Source organism: Micromonospora sp. NPDC005087 (assembly GCF_042872965.1).
Lineage (GTDB): Bacteria > Actinomycetota > Actinomycetes > Mycobacteriales > Micromonosporaceae > Micromonospora.
Genome location: NZ_JBIALB010000004.1, coordinates 452,773 through 468,303 on the forward strand (window position 1 = coordinate 452,773; position 15,531 = coordinate 468,303).

Consider the following 15,531-nt stretch of genomic DNA (forward strand, 5'->3'; position numbering starts at 1 on the left):
CGCCGCCGGAGGACATCCGGCGGCGCGGCCAGTCAGCTGGCGGGCAGCTTCAAGTCGGTACGGGCCGTGTTGTCGTCGGACGAGCGGTCGGCCGGGAAGCTCCCGCTCACGTTGGCCCGCACGGTGAGCGCACAGCCGGTGAGGGTCCGTGCCGGTCCGCCCGGGGCGATGTTCACCGTGACGCCGATCCGGTACGACCGGGTACCGCCGGAGGGAATCGGCCCGTCGCCGGTGCAGAACATCGTCTTGAGGTCGTCGGTCTGGCCCTGATTGAAGCAGCCGCCGATGTTCGTGCCATTCAGGTCGATCGTCGCCTCGACGGGCAGCACCACGATCAGGTCACCAGCGTCGTATGCCCGGGTGCCGGCGTTGCCCATCGTGATGGTGAGTGATCCGGTGTAGCCGGCGTCGGACGGCCGCAGGGTGAGGATGCGGGGGGCGCTGATCGACAGGTCGATGTATCGGGTCGAGGTCGGTGTGGGGGTGGGGCGGGAGCTGGTCGAGCCGGTGGGATGGGGGGTGGGGGACCGCGTCGCACTCGGCGTCGCCGAACGGCTCGGCGGGAGCGTCGGCGATTCGCTGGGTGTGGGACCCGACGGGCTGCTCGGCAGGACCGAGGGGAGATCGGTAGCTGTCGGGCTGGCGATGACACCGGTGGGCGGCGGAGCGGCCAAGGGTCGGGCCAGGCTCACCCCGCCGATTGCGGCGGCGACCACCGCAGCGGCGATCCCCGGGGCCACCGCCCGGTTCCGAAGCCGGCGGTACGCCCGTCGACGCGGCACGTCCGGATCCGGTTCGGCGACCTGCCGGAGGCTGACGGTGTTCAGCTCGTTGAAGGCGGCCGACAACCGATCCGCTCGCTCGTTGCGCTGTTCCATCTAGTCCGCCCTCCTCTCGGTCGGGTCGTCGACCGTCGCGGGTTCGCGACCGGTGCGCTCGGGTTCGTGCTCTGCCAGGCAGTCGGCCAGTGTTGCCCGGGCTCGGTGTAGCCAGGACTTGACCGTGCCGGGGGCCACCCCGCAGTCCTCGGCGATCTCACCGACGGTCAGACCGGCCAGGTAGTGCAGGACCACCGCGCGCCGATGGTTGACCGGCAGGGTGGCCAGGGCGGCGGCGAGCACCACCCGGTCCGGACCTGGCCCGTTCACCACCTCCACCCGCTGCCGAAGGCTGAACAGCCGGGCGGTGCGCAGGCGGTGCCACCGGCTGATCGCGATGTTCCAGGCGACCCGGCGGACCCAGGCCACCGGATCGTCGTACCGGGAGATCCGGTGCCAACGGGGCCAGGCCCGACTGAACGCCTCCTGCACCAGGTCCTGCGCTTCGCTCATGTCTGCGACGAACGCGTACAGCTGGACCACCAGCGGCTGGAAGTGTCGGCGGTAGACCTCGTCGAAGGTGGGGCCGTCGTCGTGCGCGGCCATCCCGCTCACCTCGATGTGCAGACGCGCGGGGGACGGCGCCGCATCGGGCGAGGTGGGCGTGCGCGGCCGCAGGAACACCTGCGGCCGCGCCCCAGCCGATGACATGTCCGTCAGCCGGCGGTGACGTCGAAGCTGGCGGTGTTGTCGGCCGGGTCGACGTCGGTCAGCACGTCGCCCCAGCCGAAGGTGGCGTCCAGCAGCACCGAGCCGGTGCCGAGGTCCCCGGGGGACACCTCGGCGGGTGCCTGGATCAGCAGCGAGACCTCTCGTTCCTCGCCCGGCATGAACCCGCCGCCGGCCACCAGGCAACTCGCCGAGCAGGCCTCGACGGGTTCGATGCCGACGATCCCGACCCCGCTCGGCAGCGTCGGGGTGAGCCAGTACCCGTCGTGCGGCGCGTCACCGGCGACCCGGACGGTCACCGGCACCCGGCCGAGCCAGCTCCCGTCTTCCTGACGCGTCAGGGCTGCGGGGCCGGCGGCAACCGCCGCGTCCGTGCTCGTGTCCCGCACGTACGGTCGAGGGGCGCGCAGCGAGCCGGTCGTCGCGCGGAACAGCGCGGCGAAGGTGGCCGTGTCGTTCTTCGGGTTCCGGTCCCCGGTCGTGACGCCGATCTGCCCACCGGAGGTGATCATCGGATACGGCCGGGTGGTGGTGAGCACCCGGAAGTCGACGGTGAACCTCCGTCGCTCGTCCCGTTGCAGCACACCACCCGGCACCTGGCAGTAGATCGTCCGCGCTGGCTGGGCCACGCCGTAGGAGCAGGGGGCGGCCGGGTCGAGTCCGGCGAAGGTGCCGGGGACCGGCTCGGTGATCGTCAGGTCGAGGTAGGACGCCTCGTTGCCGCGGTAGGTGACGGTCACCGGAAGGCTGCCCGCGTACCCCCGGTCGGTCGGCTCGAGCACCAGCCGCCCGACGGAGATCGCCGTGTCGCGTGGGGCGGCGACGGCCGTCCCGGGCAGACTGGTCAGCGCAACCGCCGTGCCCAGGGCGCCGGCCACGAGCCCGCGGGTGATGGTTCTGGTCATCTTCGTTGCTCCGTTCCCCGTAGTGCCGCCCCCCGTTAACCGGGTGGCGGTGATGCGAGCAAGACACCGGAAGAGCCCCGCGACGGTTGCGGGGGAGCCAACCGCCGAGCTGTCAGAAGCGCGACAGTTCATCGCCGCCAGCACGGGTCCGTCGGCCTGCTGCAACGCCCGTCCTGGTGACCGGTGGGGTGGCGGTCAGCCCGCCACCCCGCCGACCGTTCACCGGTACGCCATCGTGTCCTCGTTGTTCCCGAGGTCGGGATCGATCAGGTAGTGCCCACCGGGGCCGGCTGCCGTGCCGCGCACCGTCGCCGTGCCCGGTGCCAGCTCGGTGCCCGGGGGCAGCCGCACGCCGAGGCGCACCGTCAGCTCGCCGTTCGCCTCGATCGGACCGAGTCGGCACAGCAGCGGGGGACGGTACTCCCCGACGTTCGGCCCGCAGCCGGACCAGGCGGGGCCGTCCGGCGCGAGGGAGGCCGGCAGGTCCAGTTCGAGGAGAACCTCGTCGGCGCGCCGGTCCCCGACGGCGCGGATCCGCACCTCGACGGCGCCGACCCGGGACCCGTCGGTGGGGTCGTCGGCCAGGACGAGGTCCTTCGCGGTCACCGTCAGGTTGGTGGAGTACGGGTTCGGGCCGAACGAAGTAGGACCCTCGACCTGCGAGAACCGCTCGCCCGTCCAGCGGTACCCGCGCCACTGCCGCTGGGACCACTCGCCCGGCCAGCCACCGCCCGGGTGCAGGTCGGCCACCTCCACTCGGACGGTGCCGTCGGAACGGCCGTCCAGCGCGGTCAACCACTGCGGCTTCTCGCGGCTGGTGGCCACCACCCGGCCGATCGTGACGATCCTGCCTGCCTCGTCCCGATCGAACGCGACGACCTGCTGCGGGCCACCGCTGCCGAACGAACACAGCAGCATGGCCACCGTCTCGGTCGCACCGTCGCCGTCGACGTCGGCGTAGTCGATCGCCTCGATGGCGTTCGTTCCCTCCTTGGCGATGCGCGGGTCGCCGACCAACCGGACCGTGTTCACCGGGCAGTCGGGTGGCCCTGATCGCCAGGCCGGCAGGTCCACCGGTGCGGCGACCAGTTGGGCCCGGCTGAGCCGCCCGTCCGGAGCCGTGGGCCGGGTGGGGCTGGCACTGGTCGTCGAGGGCGTGCCGACGGGGCTCGGTGACAGGCTCGACGTCGGGCTCGCGGTCACGCTCGGGGTGGGCGGCAGCGGCCCGGGTGCCGGGCCGGGGCGGTTCAGGGCCGCGTACCCGACTGCAGGGCCGCCCAGCAGCGCGACCGCCACCGATGCGGCCGTGGCGCGGTGACGCCGCCGCCGGCGGCGAACCGTCCGACGGACCTCCGCGGGCCCCGGCACCTCGATCTCGGCCAGCAGCACGCTGCGGTACCGGTTGAACTCCCCGGCGAGGTCGACGTTCTCCAGCTCAGGCACTTTCCGCCCCCTCCGTGGTGTCGCGCAGATACCCGGCGAGCGTCGTCCGGCTCCGGTGCAGCCAGGACTTGACGGTGCCCTCGGCGACCCGTTCCTGAGCCGCGATCTCGGCCACCGTCAGGTCGGCGAGATAGTGCAGCACCACGGCCCGGCGCTGGCGCGGCGGCAACTTCGCCAGCGCGACGTCGAGCGCCACCCGGTCCGGCGTCGGTCCCGCGACGTGCGTCTCCCGTTGCCGCAGCAGGTAGGCCTGCGCGGTGCGCAGCCGTCGCCACCGGTTGTGGCCGAGGTTCCAGGCCACCCTGCGGACCCAGGCCAGCGGGTCGTCGTAGCCGGCCAACCGATTCCACTGCGCGAACGCCTTGCAGAAGGCCTCCTGAACCAGGTCCTGCGCGTGGCCGCGGTCCCCGGTGTAGGCGGTGAGCTGGACCACGAGGCCCCGGTAGTGCGCGTGGTAGAAGTCGTCGAAGCTCATCTCGGCCTGATCGGGCCCGGTGTCCTGAAGGTGGTCCGGCGGGGGCTCACCCGCCCGAACGTCTCTCGTCACACTCACTCGCTCTCCCCCGTGGCGTACCGGCATCGGGCACCCCGACAGAGGTGACACACCGCGCCGCCGGGGAAGGTTGCGACTGCCGGGAAGCCGACTGTGCCACGGCTCACATCGATTGGGGCGGATCCACCCCCCGACGTGTCGGGGCAGGGCCATGGCCTGCGCCGAGCGGCCACCCGGTCGCGTTCGGTCGCTGTGGTTGACTGTCTGGTGGGGGACAGGAAGGGGACGCTCGTGCAGCTGCCGGCAGTGCTCGGCGAGCCGATCCGGTTCGTGCTGAACTGGGGCCGCCGCTACTCGCTCTGGGTCTTCAACTTCGGCCTGGCCTGCTGCGCGATCGAGTTCATCGCCACCAGCATGGGTCGGCACGACTTCATCCGGCTCGGCGTGATCCCGTTCGCCCACGGCCCCCGGCAGGCCGACCTGATGGTGGTCTCCGGCACGGTGACCGACAAGATGGCCCCGGCGATCAAGCGGCTCTACGACCAGATGCCGGAGCCGAAGTACGTCATCTCGTTCGGCGCCTGCTCCAACTGTGGTGGCCCCTACTGGGACTCGTACTCGGTGACCAAGGGCGTCGACCAGCTCATCCCGGTCGACGTCTACGTGCCCGGCTGCCCGCCCCGGCCGGAGGCGCTGCTGCACGGCATCCTGCGCCTCCAGGAGAAGATCGCCGCCGAGCAGTCCGGCGTCGGTGGGGTGTCCCGCCCGGATCTGCTCGCCCCGCCGGTCGACGCGCCGCCCCGCGACGGCTCCGCCCCGCGCTCCGTCGACTCGCTCACCGCCCCGCCGGTCCGCCCACCCGCCGCCGGCTGACGTCCGCACCGGCATCGGCCCGTCGGCCGAGCGGACCAGTCGGTCGTCCGACGCCCCGGGTGGTCCGGGCGAGCTAGCCTGCGCACCATGAGCAACTCGGTGGACCAGCGGTCAGCCCACATCGTCGACGTGCTGACCGAGGAGTTCGGCGCGTCCATGGCGATCGACCCGGCCGCCTTTCGCCGCAAGTTCCGCAAGATGGCCGCCTCACCCTTCGCCTTCTACCGGGGCAGCGCCGCCCTGTTCTACGCCGACCAGCGCGGCGACTGCGCCGACGACCGGTTCCTGGACGAGCGGACCAGCCGGGTGTGGATCCACGGTGACCTGCACGCCGAGAACTTCGGCACCTACATGAACGCGTCCGGGCAGCTGGTGTTCAACGTCAACGACTTCGACGAGGCGTACGTCGGGCCGTTCACCTGGGACCTGCGACGGTTCGCCGCCAGCGTCGCGCTGCTCGGCTACAGCAAGGCGCTCTCCGACACGGTGATCGGCGAGCTGGTGGCCGGCTTCGCCGGGTCGTACCTGACCGAGCTGCGGGCGATCGCCGCCGGCGGGGACGACGCCATCGGCTCGATCACCCTGGACAACGCCGACGGGGTGCTGCGCCGGGTGCTCCAGCAGGCCCGGCTGAACACCCGGGTCGACCTGCTCGCCGAGCAGACCACCGTCGACAACTACGAGCGGCGCTTCTCCGTCGGCGACGGGGTCTTCGAGGTCGACGGGGACACCCGCGCCAAGGTGCTCGCCGCCTTCGAGGAGTACTTGGGCACGCTGCCCGCCGCCTCGGCTCGGCTGCGCCCGGTGGCGACGCGGATCAAGGACGTGGTGCTGCGCAAGGGGGTGGGCATCGGCTCGGCCGGGCTGCCGTCGTACAACCTGCTGCTGGAGGGCCACACCCAGGCACTGGAGAACGACGTCGTCATCTACATGAAGCAGGCGCAGGTGCCGGCGGTGACCCGGTACGTGTCCGACGAGTCGGTGCGCGGCTACTTCCAGCACCAGGGCCACCGGACCGCGGAGTCGCAGCGGGCGTTGCAGGCGCACGCCGACCCGTGGCTCGGCTTCACCGAGCTGGACGGGGCCGGCCAGCTGGTCGCCGAGGTCTCCCCGTACGCCGCCGACCTGGACTGGTCCGACGTCAACGAGCCGGAGGAGCTGACCGGGGTGCTCGCCGACCTCGGCCGGGCGGTGGCGCGGATGCACTCCGTCGCCGACGACGAGTCCAGCCACGACCTGGTGGACTACTCCACCGAGGAGGCGATCGTGGCCGCCGTGGAGACCGACGAGCGGGGCTTCGTCACCCACCTGGTGGAGTTCGCGCACGCGTACGGGGTGCGCGCCCGGCAGGACCACCAGCTCTTCGTGGACCTGTTCCGCAACGGCCGGCTGCCCGGCATCTGACCGGCCCGCCCGCCGCTCAGACCCCGAACTCCAGCACCACCTTGATGTCGTCCGGCTCTGCGGTGTACGCCTCGGCGTACCGGTCGACCTGCACGCGCCGGGTGAGCAGCGACTCCAACCAGGGCTGCTCGGCGCGGCTGAGCGCCTGAGCGGCCATGCTCCAGTGCCGGCGGTTGGCGTTGACCGAGCCGAAGACCACGTTGTTCTCCAGGACCAGCGCCCGGTTGAGCGCGCCGGCGTCGAAGTCGATGCTCCGGCCGCCGCTGGACACCCCGGCCAGGCAGACGATCCCGGTCTGGCCCGCCTTGCACATCACGTCGAGGACCACGGTCGGGGCGCCGGTGCACTCGACCACCACGTCCGGCTCGAAGGGCAGGTCGTTGACCGGCACCGTGTGGTACGTGGCGCCCAGCGCCGCGACCAGCTCCGGCTTCGGCCCCGAGGTCGCCCGGTCCAGCACGTGCACGGTGAGCCCGCGCTGGGTGGCGAGGAGCGCGGCCAGCAGCCCGATCGGCCCCGCCCCGGTCACCAGGACCGTCTGCGGCTGCCACTCGGCCCGGTGCCCGATCCGCTCGATGTGGTCCCACGCCTTGGCCACCACGCTGGTCGGCTCGAGCAGCACGCCAACCCGCGCCAGCGCCGGGTCGAGCCGGACCGCGAACCGGGGCTCGATCCGCCAGCGGTCGCGGGCGAACCCCGGCAGCGCCTTGATGCCGTGCTCGGTGAACTGCCCGTTGCGGCACATGTCCCACTCGCCGGCCGCGCAGTTGGGGCAGGGCACCGGGTCGGGGTGCCGGACGATCCCGGCCACCAGGTCACCGGGTTGAAAGGCGCCGCTCGGGTCTTCCAGCACCCGGCCCAACGACTCGTGTCCGATGATCAGGCGGTCCGAGCCGGGCGGCGCCTCGCCGTACTGCCCATCGATGATCTCGTGGTCGGTGCCGCAGATCCCCACCGCCAGCGCCTGGACCAGGACGGCGCCCTCCCCGGGCGCCGGCTCGGGCTGATCCTCGATGAGGCTCAGCGAGTTGGCGGTTCCGGGTTTCACGGTGACAGCGCGCACGCCCTCATCTTTCCCCGCCCAGCACCGGGCCGCCCCCCAAAGCCGGCAGATCGTCGGGCACCTCGGCTCCACTCGGCCCGAACGGCGACTTCCACACAGGCCCTAGGATCAGCGGCATGACTCCCGAAGAGGTCGGCGCTCGGCTGGTCGCGCTGCTCGCGCCGGTCGAGGCGACCCCGTCGGTCTCCGGCGGGCAGCGGTACGCGCGGGCCACCGTCGATGTTCCGCCGGGGAGCTGGCCGGACGCGCTGCGCGCCGCCCGCGACGACACCGAGCTGGCCTGCGACTTCTTCGACTGGCTCTCCGCCGTGGACGAGCTGGCCGAGGGCTTCGACGTGGTGGCGCACCTCTGGTCGACCCGGCTGCGGCGCGGCGTGTTGCTGCGTACCCGGCTGCCCCGCGGCGCGGCCACGGTGGCGTCGGTGGTCGATGTCTACCCGGGTGCCGCCTGGCACGAGCGGGAGACGCACGAGATGTTCGGCATCGGCTTCGACGGCCACGGGGAGCTGCGACCGCTGCTGCTGCCGCCGGAGTTCGAGGGCCATCCGCTGCGCAAGGAGTTCGTGCTCGCCTCCCGGGTGGCCAAGCCGTGGCCGGGTGCGAAGGAACCGGGCGAGTCCGAGGCCGGCGGTGGCCGCCGACCGATCCGCCCGCCGGGCGTGCCCGCTCCGGGCGAGTGGGGCACCACGCCCACCCCGGCCGGGGCGGGCGGGGCGGGGGAGGGTCCGCGCGGCGGCACCCCGGCCAGACCGGCCGGTGAGCGGCCGGCGCGGCCTGCCCCGGGGGCCCGTCCGGCGCGTACTCCCCGACCCGCCGGCACCGCCGACGGCCCGGCCGCGCCCGACCAGGCCGCGCCCGGCGGGAGCCCGGGCGGTCCGGTCGCGGACCCGCCGGCCCGCGGCGACCGGACCGACGACGACGGGGGTACGGCCTGATGCCGCTCTGGGTGGAGCTGGTGCTGCGGGTGGGCGGCGTGCTGGTCGCGTTCCTCACCCTGCCGTTGCTGGTGGGGCAGGCCGAACACAAGGTGATGGCGCACATGCAGGGCCGGCTCGGCCCGATGTACGCGGGCGGCTTCCACGGCTGGGCGCAGCTCGTGGCCGACGGGGTCAAGTTCGTGCAGAAGGAGGACATCACCCCGCGCGAGGCGGACCGGGCCGTGTTCCGGCTGGCGCCGGCGGTGGCCCTGGTGCCCTACCTGCTGGTGCTGCTGGTCATCCCGCTCGGCCCGAACGACCTGGTCGGGCAGCCACTGGACATCGGCCTGTTCTTCGTGCTGGCCGTGGTCGGCGTCGGGGTGGTGGCGGTGCTCATGTCGGCTTGGGCGTCGGCCAACAAGTACAGCCTGCTCGGCGGGCTGCGCGGGGCCGCCCAGCTGCTCGGCTACGAGCTGCCGCTGGTGCTGGCCGCCGCCTCGGTGGCGATGGCGGCGGGCACGCTCAGCCTCTCCGGCATCGTCGCGGCGTGGCAGCCGTGGTGGCTGCTCTGGCAGGCACCCGCGATGATCATTTTCTTCGTCGCCGGCCTGGCCGAGATCCGCCGGCCCCCGTTCGACATGCCGGTGGCCGACTCGGAGCTGGTCTTCGGGTACATGACCGAGTACACGGGCCTCCGCTTCGCGTTCTTCCTGCTCGCCGAGTACGTCGGCATCGTGGTGATCGCCGCGCTGACCACGGTGCTGTTCCTCGGCGGCTGGCAGGGCCCGTTCGCCGACGACCAGCTGGGCTGGCTCTGGACCCTGCTCAAGGTCTTCGCCGTGGCGTTCGTGATCATCTGGCTCCGGGTGTCCTACCCGCGGCTGCGCGAGGACCAGCTCCAGCGGCTCTGCTGGCTGGTGCTGGTGCCGGCCTCCCTCGCGCAGCTGGTCCTCACCGCGGCCGTCCGCATCGCCCTCTGACCGCGAAGGAAGGGCACCTTGTTAACGCCTGCGGTAGAGCAGGGGCCCCTTCTTAACGGTTGAGGAAGGGCCGCAGCTGAGGCAGAGCGGTCAGCGCAGCGGGGTGTGCGCGGGGTCGACGGGCTCGGCCGGCGGCGGTGGCGGCGTGCCGTCGCCGAAGGGACGGCCACCCAGCGCTTCCCGGCCGTGCGGGGTGATCCAGTTGGACAGGTCGGGGCCGAGGGGGACGATCCCGGTCGGGTTGATGTCCCGGTGCACCTCGTAGTAGTGCCGCTTGATGTGGTCGAAGTCGATGGTGTCCCCGAACCCCGGAGTCTGGAACAGGTCCCGGGCGTACGCCCAGAGCACCGGCATCTCGCTCAACTTCTGCCGGTTGCACTTGAAGTGGCCGTGGTAGACCGGGTCGAAGCGGACCAGCGTGGTGAAGAGCCGCACGTCGGCCTCGGTGATGGTGTCGCCGACCAGGTAGCGCTGGTTGGTCAGCCGCCCGGACAACCAGTCCAGCCGGTCGAACAGCCGGTGGTACGCCTTGTCGTACGCCTCCTGGCTGCCGGCGAAGCCGCACCGGTAGACGCCGTTGTTGACGTCCCGGAACACCACGTCGTTGACCTCGTCGATCTGCGCCCGGAGGTGGTCGGGGTAGAGCTGCGGCGCGCCCTCGCGGTGGTACGGGCCCCACTGCGTGGACAGGTCGAGGCTCATCTGCGCGTAGTCGTTGGTCACCACCTGCCCGGTCGGCACGTCGACGATCGCCGGCACGGTGATGCCCCGCTCGTAGCCGGGGAAGCGCTTGAAGTACGCCTCCTGGATGCGCTCGATGCCGAGCACCGGGTCCCGGCCGTCCGGGTCGAGGTCGAAGGTCCAGCTGCGAGCGTCGTGGGTGGGGCCGGCCACCGCCATCGAGATGGCGTCCTCCAGACCGAGCAGCCGCCGCACGATGATCAGGCGGTTGGCCCACGGGCAGGCGCGGCTGACCGCCAGCCGGTACCGGCCCGGCTCCACCGGGTAACCGTCCCGCCCGTCCGCCGTGATCCGGGTGGCTATGTACCGCTGGTCCCGGGTGAACTCACCGCCCGGCTCGACGTACTTCCCGCCTGTTTCCTCGCCCACGTCGCCCTCCCGGTCCGGAATCGTCTTCGGTTCCCATCCTCGCTGATCTCCGGCCCGCCGGCTCGCAGCTGCCCAACCTGACCGCCGGTCCCACGTCCCGATCCGACCGCGGCTGCGGTCCCGCGTCCCGGCCGGGACCGGGCCCGGTGCGACGGCGCCGGTTAACCTGCCGGCATGACGGATGTGGAGGCGGCGGCCCGGCGTTTCATCGCCGATGTGTGGAACGCCCGCCGGGAGGAGTCCGCGTACGAGCTGATCGCCGAGGAATGCCCAGGGCTGGGCGGCACCGGGCCGGAGGCGACGCTGGCCTGGCACCGGGAGCGGCGGGCGGCCTTCCCGGACCTGCGCTACAAGATCGTGGACGTGGTGGCCGCCGGCGAGCGGGTGGCCGTGCACTGGCGGGCGGCCGGCACCCAGGCGGGGCAGTTCGGGCCGGTGCCGCCGACCGGGCAGGTGGTCAGCTACTCCGGGGCGACGTTCCTGCGCTTCGACGCGGCGGGCCGGATCGTCGAGGTGTGGAGCTGCAACGAGCTGTTCCAGCTGCTCCAGCAGCTGGGCGTCGAGATGCTCCCACCGACCGTCGTCAGCGGGCCCGGGGCGTGATTCGCTCCAGCGGGATGTCCATCTCCCACGGCTCCGGCACCAGAATGCCGTCAGTGAGTTGTGCCTGCTCGACGTAGACCTGCTTCATCGCGTCGAGCTTGTGGGTGTGTACGACGATGCCGGCCTCGGTCTCTATCCGCCAGAGGTAGGGGATGTCCGCCTCGGCGTAGAGGGCCGGTTTGAGTACCCGATCGATGCTGCGGGACCCTTCCGAGACGATTTCAACCACCAGAAGAACCTGGTCCGGTAGATAGTGCGACGGATTCCGCTCTGCGGCGTCGAGGTAGGTGACCAGCAGATCAGGGATGAAGGAACGCTTCCGTGAGATGCGTACCTCGACGCCCTGGGTGACGTCGAAATCGCGTGGGCAGCTCTCCAGCATGGCCGAGCCCAGCATGAGCGCGATGGACTGATGGAGTCGCGTGGGGGAGGGCGACATGAGCAGGTTTCCGTCCAGAATCTCGGGGCGAGGCCTGCCGTCGTTGGGCAGGGCGTCCAAGGCGTCGGTTGTCCACTCGCCCGGCGGCGGAACGTCGTCGTGCAGCGCGGCGGTCATCGACGGGTCCTTTCCAGTGCGTTCGTTCTCCCCGCGACCACGGTACCGCCGCAGACCCACGGGTGGTGGTCGCGCGCGCGGGGGCCACAGGGCAGGATGGTCGACATGAGCGACCCCAGCGAGCACGGCGGCACCGAGCGTGGCCTCCCCGGCGCGGGCCTGGTGAAGGGGCTGGCGGTCACTCTCAAGACGATGACCAGCCGCTCGACCACCCAGCAGTACCCGGACGTCGCCCCCGAGCTGCCGCCCCGCTCGCGCGGCGTGATCGCGCTGTCCGAGGAGAACTGCACGGTCTGCATGCTGTGCGCCCGCGAGTGTCCGGACTGGTGCATCTACATCGACTCGCACAAGGAGGAGGTGGCGGTGCCCGGCGCCGCCCGCCCCCGCCAGCGCAACGTGCTCGACAAGTTCGACATCGACTTCTCGCTCTGCATGTACTGCGGCATCTGCATCGAGGTCTGCCCGTTCGACGCGCTCTACTGGTCGCCCGAGTTCGAGTACGCCGAGTACGACATCAAGGACCTGCTGCACGACAAGGACCACCTGGGCCAGTGGATGGCCACGGTTCCGCCGCCGCCGGCGCACGACCCGAACGGCGAGCCGGCCAAGGAGGAGACCGCCGCCGCGCGCAAGGCGGCCGCCGCACGTCCGACCCCGCCGGCGGTACGCCCCGAGCCCGGCGCCGACCCGGGTGCCGCGTCGTGACCGCGCGACAGTCGGCGCCCCGAGCCCGGAGGGCGGCCCGGTGACCGGCGCGGATCTGCTGCTGCTCGCCCTCGGCGCGGTGGCGGTCGGTGCCGGTGCGCTGGTGGTGACCACGAAACACCTGGTCCGGGCGGGGCTCTACCTGGTGGTCTGCCTGGGCGCGCTGGCCGGCGACTATCTCGTGCTCAGCGCTGAGCTGGTGGCCTGGGTGCAGGTGCTGATCTACGTGGGCGCGGTGGTGGTGCTGCTGCTGTTCGCGGTGATGCTGACCCGGGCGCCGATCGGCGCCTCCGACGACCTTGACCGGCCCGGCTGGCCGGCGGCGCTGATCGGCGGCGGCGCCGGGCTGGGGCTGACCGTCCTGCTGGTCGACGCCTACCGGTGGAGCACGGTCGCGCTGCCCGACGCGGGTACCGCGGAACGGTTGGGGGAGCAGATCTTCCGGTCGTGGGTGCTGCCGTTCGAGGTGCTCTCCGTACTGCTGCTGTCGGCGCTGGTGGGCGCGGTGGTGCTGTCCCGGCCGGATATCGGCCGGTCCGGCGCGGGAGCGGACGGCGCGGCAGCGCCGGACGGGGTGGACGTGACCTCCGGGGGGCGCCGGTGAGACCGGTCATCCCGTACGTGACCGCCGCGTTGCTGTTCGGCCTCGGCGTCTACGGCGTACTGCGCCGGCGTAACGCGGTGCTGGTGCTGATGGCGGTGGAGCTGATGCTCAACGCGGTGAACCTGATCCTGGTCACCGCGGACACCACCGCCCGCTCGGTGCTGCCGCACTCCGGTCAGGTCTTCGCGCTCTTCGTCATCGTCCTCGCCGCCGCCGAGATCGGGGTGGGGTTGGCGATCGTCCTTCAGCTCTACCGGCTGCGCGCCAGCGTGGCGGTGGACGAGGTGCAGTTGACCGAACCCGCCGAGTCGCCGCGGACCGCCGGTACGCCGGAGCCAGCCGCCGCCGGCACCGCCGGCCGGGACGCGGAGGCGGGCCGGTGACCGGGGTGCTGGGCGCGCTGCTGCCCGCCGTACCGCTGGCCGCCGGGCTCCTCGGCCTGCTGCTGCCGCCGGCCCCGCGTCACCCGACCACCGGTGTGGGCGGTGACGATCGGGCCCGGCGGGTGGCCGTCGCGCTCGGGGTGACCGGCGCGGCCGGCGCGCTCGCGCTGGCCGTCGCGCTGCTGGTCACGGTCGACGGACCCCGGGAGACGTCGACCACCTGGGTCGACCTCGGTGGGCTGACGGTGACCCTCGGCGTGCGGCTGGACGGCGCCGCCGCGCTGGTCGCGGTGGCGGTCGCCGCGGTCGCCCTGGCCGTGCAGGTCTACTCGATCGGCTACCTGCGGCGCGGCCCGCACGACGACGTCGACGTCGACCACCGCTACCCGCCGTACGCGGCGCAGATCAGTCTCTTCACCGCCGCGATGCTGCTGGTGGTGGTCGCCGGCGACCTGATCATGCTGCTGGTCGGCTGGGAGGTGATGGGCCTCTGCTCGTACCTGCTCATCGCCCATGACCGCCGGCTGCCCGGTGCGCCCGCCGCCGCGATGAAGGCGTTCCTGGTCACGCGGGTCGGCGACGTCGGGTTCCTGCTCGGCATCGCGCTGCTCGGCGTGTCGACGGGCAGCTTCCGGATCGCCGACGTGCTCGCCCACGACCACTCCACCGCGACCCTGACCGCGGCCGGTCTGCTGCTGCTGGCCGGGGTGGCCGGCAAGAGCGCGCAGTTCCCGCTGCACACCTGGCTGCCGGACGCGATGGCCGGCCCGACGCCGATCTCGGCGCTGATCCACGCCGCGACGATGGTCGCCGCCGGGGTGTACGCGGTGACCCGCCTCTATCCGCTGTTCACGGCCGCGCCGGTGACGCTGACCGTGCTCGGGGTGATCGGGTCGATCACCCTGCTGCTCGGTGCGCTCGCCGCCACCGCGCAGGACGACATCAAGCGTGTGCTGGCCTGGTCGACCGTGTCCCAACTGGGTTACATGACCGGCGCGCTGGCGGTCGGCTCGCCGTCGGCGGCGCTGTTCCACCTGTTGACCCACGCCGCGTTCAAGGCGTTGCTGTTCCTCGCCGCCGGCGCGGTGATCCACGCGGTGGGCACCACGCAGATGTCGGAGATGGGCGGGCTGCGCCGCAGCATGCCGGTGACCTTCTGGTGCACGGTGGTGGGCCTGGGCGCACTGGCCGGGGTGCCGCCGCTGGCTGGCTTCTGGAGCAAGGACGGCGTGCTGACGGTCGCCGAAGCCGCCGCCCGGGAGGGCACCGGCCCGGCGCCGTCCTGGGTGGGCTGGCTGGTCTGGCTGGCCGGGCTGGCCGGCGTCGCGATCACCGCCTGGTACGCCGGCCGGCTGCTGCTGCGGACCTTCTTCGGCGAGCCCCGGCTGCCGCTGCTCCGGCCGCACGATCCGCCGGCGGTGCTGCGCTGGCCGGTGCTGCTCCTGGCCGTGCCAGCCGCGCTGCTCGGCCTGGCCGGGTTCGTCGGGGCGTTCGCCGACCGGCTGCGGTTCGCCACCGTGCCGGTGGCGGGCGCGGAGGACGGCCTGGTCCACCTCGGGCCGGGGCTGCTGCTGCCGCTCGCGCTGCTGCTGGTCGGGGCGGGGCTGGTGCTGCTGGGCTGGCGCCAGGCCCCGGCCGCCGACCCGGCGGCCGCGCTGGGTCCGCTGCGGCCGGTCTTCGCCCGCGCGTTCCGGCTCGACGACGTCCAGCACGCCCTGGTGGTACGTCCCGTCCGCGCGCTGGCCCGGGCCGCGCGCACCGGCGACGAGGTGTTCGTGGACGGTGCTGTCGAGGGCAGCGGGCGGGCCGCGTCCGGCCTGGGCGCCGGGCTCGCCGCGCTGCACCGGGCGGCGCTGCCACGGGCCGCCGCCGGGGTGCTGGCCGGCGCGCTGTTGATCGGGCTGGCCGCCGCTCTGATCGGAGGGGTGCGGTGAGCGCGAGGAGT

17 protein-coding genes are annotated in these 15,531 nt (G+C 72.8%); 9 read left to right on the forward strand and 8 right to left on the reverse strand.

The genetic code is table 11. The annotated features are described in order from the left end of the window. Nucleotides 1-32 precede the first annotated feature (32 nt). From ACFYPS_RS13210 to ACFYPS_RS13230, 5 genes are all read right to left on the reverse strand, one after another. A complete protein-coding gene (locus ACFYPS_RS13210; protein WP_387324531.1) occupies nucleotides 33-878 on the reverse strand; it encodes a hypothetical protein in 846 nt (281 codons plus the stop codon). Next, on the reverse strand, nucleotides 879-1,424 hold the full coding sequence (locus ACFYPS_RS13215; RefSeq protein WP_387324534.1) for an RNA polymerase sigma factor: 546 nt from the start codon (nucleotides 1,422-1,424) through the stop codon (nucleotides 879-881). 110 nt (nucleotides 1,425-1,534) lie between these two features. After that, complete coding sequence (locus ACFYPS_RS13220; RefSeq protein WP_354964833.1) at nucleotides 1,535-2,452, reverse strand: hypothetical protein; 918 nt, start codon at nucleotides 2,450-2,452, stop codon at nucleotides 1,535-1,537. Nucleotides 2,453-2,671: 219 nt separating this feature from the next. Next, nucleotides 2,672-3,895 (reverse strand): hypothetical protein, encoded by a 1,224-nt coding sequence (locus ACFYPS_RS13225; RefSeq protein WP_387324537.1) that lies wholly within the window; start codon nucleotides 3,893-3,895, stop codon nucleotides 2,672-2,674. Further along, a complete protein-coding gene (locus ACFYPS_RS13230; RefSeq protein ID WP_354964831.1) occupies nucleotides 3,888-4,448 on the reverse strand; it encodes a SigE family RNA polymerase sigma factor in 561 nt (186 codons plus the stop codon). The genes ACFYPS_RS13225 and ACFYPS_RS13230 overlap by 8 nt, the downstream gene beginning before the upstream one ends. A 231-nt stretch (nucleotides 4,449-4,679) precedes the next feature. On the opposite strand from ACFYPS_RS13230, the gene ACFYPS_RS13235 reads away from it, so the two are divergent. Both ACFYPS_RS13235 and ACFYPS_RS13240 read left to right on the forward strand, forming a co-directional pair. Next, on the forward strand, nucleotides 4,680-5,261 hold the full coding sequence (locus tag ACFYPS_RS13235) for an NADH-quinone oxidoreductase subunit B family protein (RefSeq protein WP_354964830.1): 582 nt from the start codon (nucleotides 4,680-4,682) through the stop codon (nucleotides 5,259-5,261). An 87-nt stretch (nucleotides 5,262-5,348) separates the two neighbouring features. Next, nucleotides 5,349-6,665, forward strand: a complete 1,317-nt coding sequence (locus ACFYPS_RS13240) for a DUF2252 domain-containing protein (protein WP_354964829.1) — start codon at nucleotides 5,349-5,351, stop codon at nucleotides 6,663-6,665. Nucleotides 6,666-6,681: 16 nt separating this feature from the next. Here the strand turns inward: ACFYPS_RS13240 and ACFYPS_RS13245 are convergent, their stop codons facing one another. Beyond that, a complete protein-coding gene (locus ACFYPS_RS13245) occupies nucleotides 6,682-7,728 on the reverse strand; it encodes a glucose 1-dehydrogenase (protein WP_354964828.1) in 1,047 nt (348 codons plus the stop codon). A gap of 116 nt (nucleotides 7,729-7,844) precedes the next feature. Between ACFYPS_RS13245 and ACFYPS_RS13250 the strand changes: the two genes are divergently transcribed. Both ACFYPS_RS13250 and ACFYPS_RS13255 read left to right on the forward strand, forming a co-directional pair. Further along, a complete protein-coding gene (locus ACFYPS_RS13250; protein WP_354964827.1) occupies nucleotides 7,845-8,663 on the forward strand; it encodes an NADH-quinone oxidoreductase subunit C in 819 nt (272 codons plus the stop codon). Beyond that, nucleotides 8,663-9,625 carry a complex I subunit 1 family protein gene (locus tag ACFYPS_RS13255; protein WP_121656084.1) on the forward strand — a complete coding sequence of 321 codons (963 nt, stop codon included), beginning with the start codon at nucleotides 8,663-8,665 and terminating at the stop codon, nucleotides 9,623-9,625. The genes ACFYPS_RS13250 and ACFYPS_RS13255 overlap by 1 nt, the downstream gene beginning before the upstream one ends. A 90-nt stretch (nucleotides 9,626-9,715) precedes the next feature. On the opposite strand, the gene ACFYPS_RS13260 is transcribed toward ACFYPS_RS13255, so the two are convergent. Next, nucleotides 9,716-10,735 carry a glutathione S-transferase C-terminal domain-containing protein gene (locus tag ACFYPS_RS13260; protein ID WP_354964826.1) on the reverse strand — a complete coding sequence of 340 codons (1,020 nt, stop codon included), beginning with the start codon at nucleotides 10,733-10,735 and terminating at the stop codon, nucleotides 9,716-9,718. 174 nt (nucleotides 10,736-10,909) lie between these two features. Here ACFYPS_RS13260 and ACFYPS_RS13265 point away from each other — a divergent pair, with 174 nt between their 5' ends. Next, entirely contained in the window at nucleotides 10,910-11,338 is a 429-nt protein-coding gene (locus tag ACFYPS_RS13265) for an ester cyclase (protein ID WP_354964825.1), read from the forward strand. On the opposite strand, the gene ACFYPS_RS13270 is transcribed toward ACFYPS_RS13265, so the two are convergent. Continuing rightward, nucleotides 11,319-11,894 (reverse strand): Uma2 family endonuclease, encoded by a 576-nt coding sequence (locus ACFYPS_RS13270; RefSeq protein WP_354964824.1) that lies wholly within the window; start codon nucleotides 11,892-11,894, stop codon nucleotides 11,319-11,321. The genes ACFYPS_RS13265 and ACFYPS_RS13270 overlap by 20 nt on opposite strands. A 96-nt stretch (nucleotides 11,895-11,990) precedes the next feature. Here ACFYPS_RS13270 and ACFYPS_RS13275 point away from each other — a divergent pair, with 96 nt between their 5' ends. Genes ACFYPS_RS13275 through ACFYPS_RS13290 form a run of 4 tightly spaced genes read left to right on the forward strand, consistent with a single transcriptional unit; the run spans nucleotide 11,991 to nucleotide 15,520 of the window. Further along, entirely contained in the window at nucleotides 11,991-12,599 is a 609-nt protein-coding gene (locus ACFYPS_RS13275; RefSeq protein WP_354964823.1) for an NADH-quinone oxidoreductase subunit I, read from the forward strand. Between the two features lie 40 nt (nucleotides 12,600-12,639). Then, nucleotides 12,640-13,203, forward strand: a complete 564-nt coding sequence (locus ACFYPS_RS13280) for an NADH-quinone oxidoreductase subunit J (protein WP_354964822.1) — start codon at nucleotides 12,640-12,642, stop codon at nucleotides 13,201-13,203. Further along, the gene (nuoK, locus tag ACFYPS_RS13285) at nucleotides 13,200-13,586 is read left to right on the forward strand and encodes an NADH-quinone oxidoreductase subunit NuoK (RefSeq protein ID WP_354964821.1); all 387 of its coding nucleotides are present in this window, start codon (nucleotides 13,200-13,202) and stop codon (nucleotides 13,584-13,586) included. The genes ACFYPS_RS13280 and nuoK overlap by 4 nt, the downstream gene beginning before the upstream one ends. Beyond that, nucleotides 13,583-15,520, forward strand: a complete 1,938-nt coding sequence (locus tag ACFYPS_RS13290; RefSeq protein WP_387324545.1) for an NADH-quinone oxidoreductase subunit L — start codon at nucleotides 13,583-13,585, stop codon at nucleotides 15,518-15,520. Before nuoK ends, ACFYPS_RS13290 begins: the two co-directional genes overlap by 4 nt. Nucleotides 15,521-15,531: the final 11 nt, after the last annotated feature.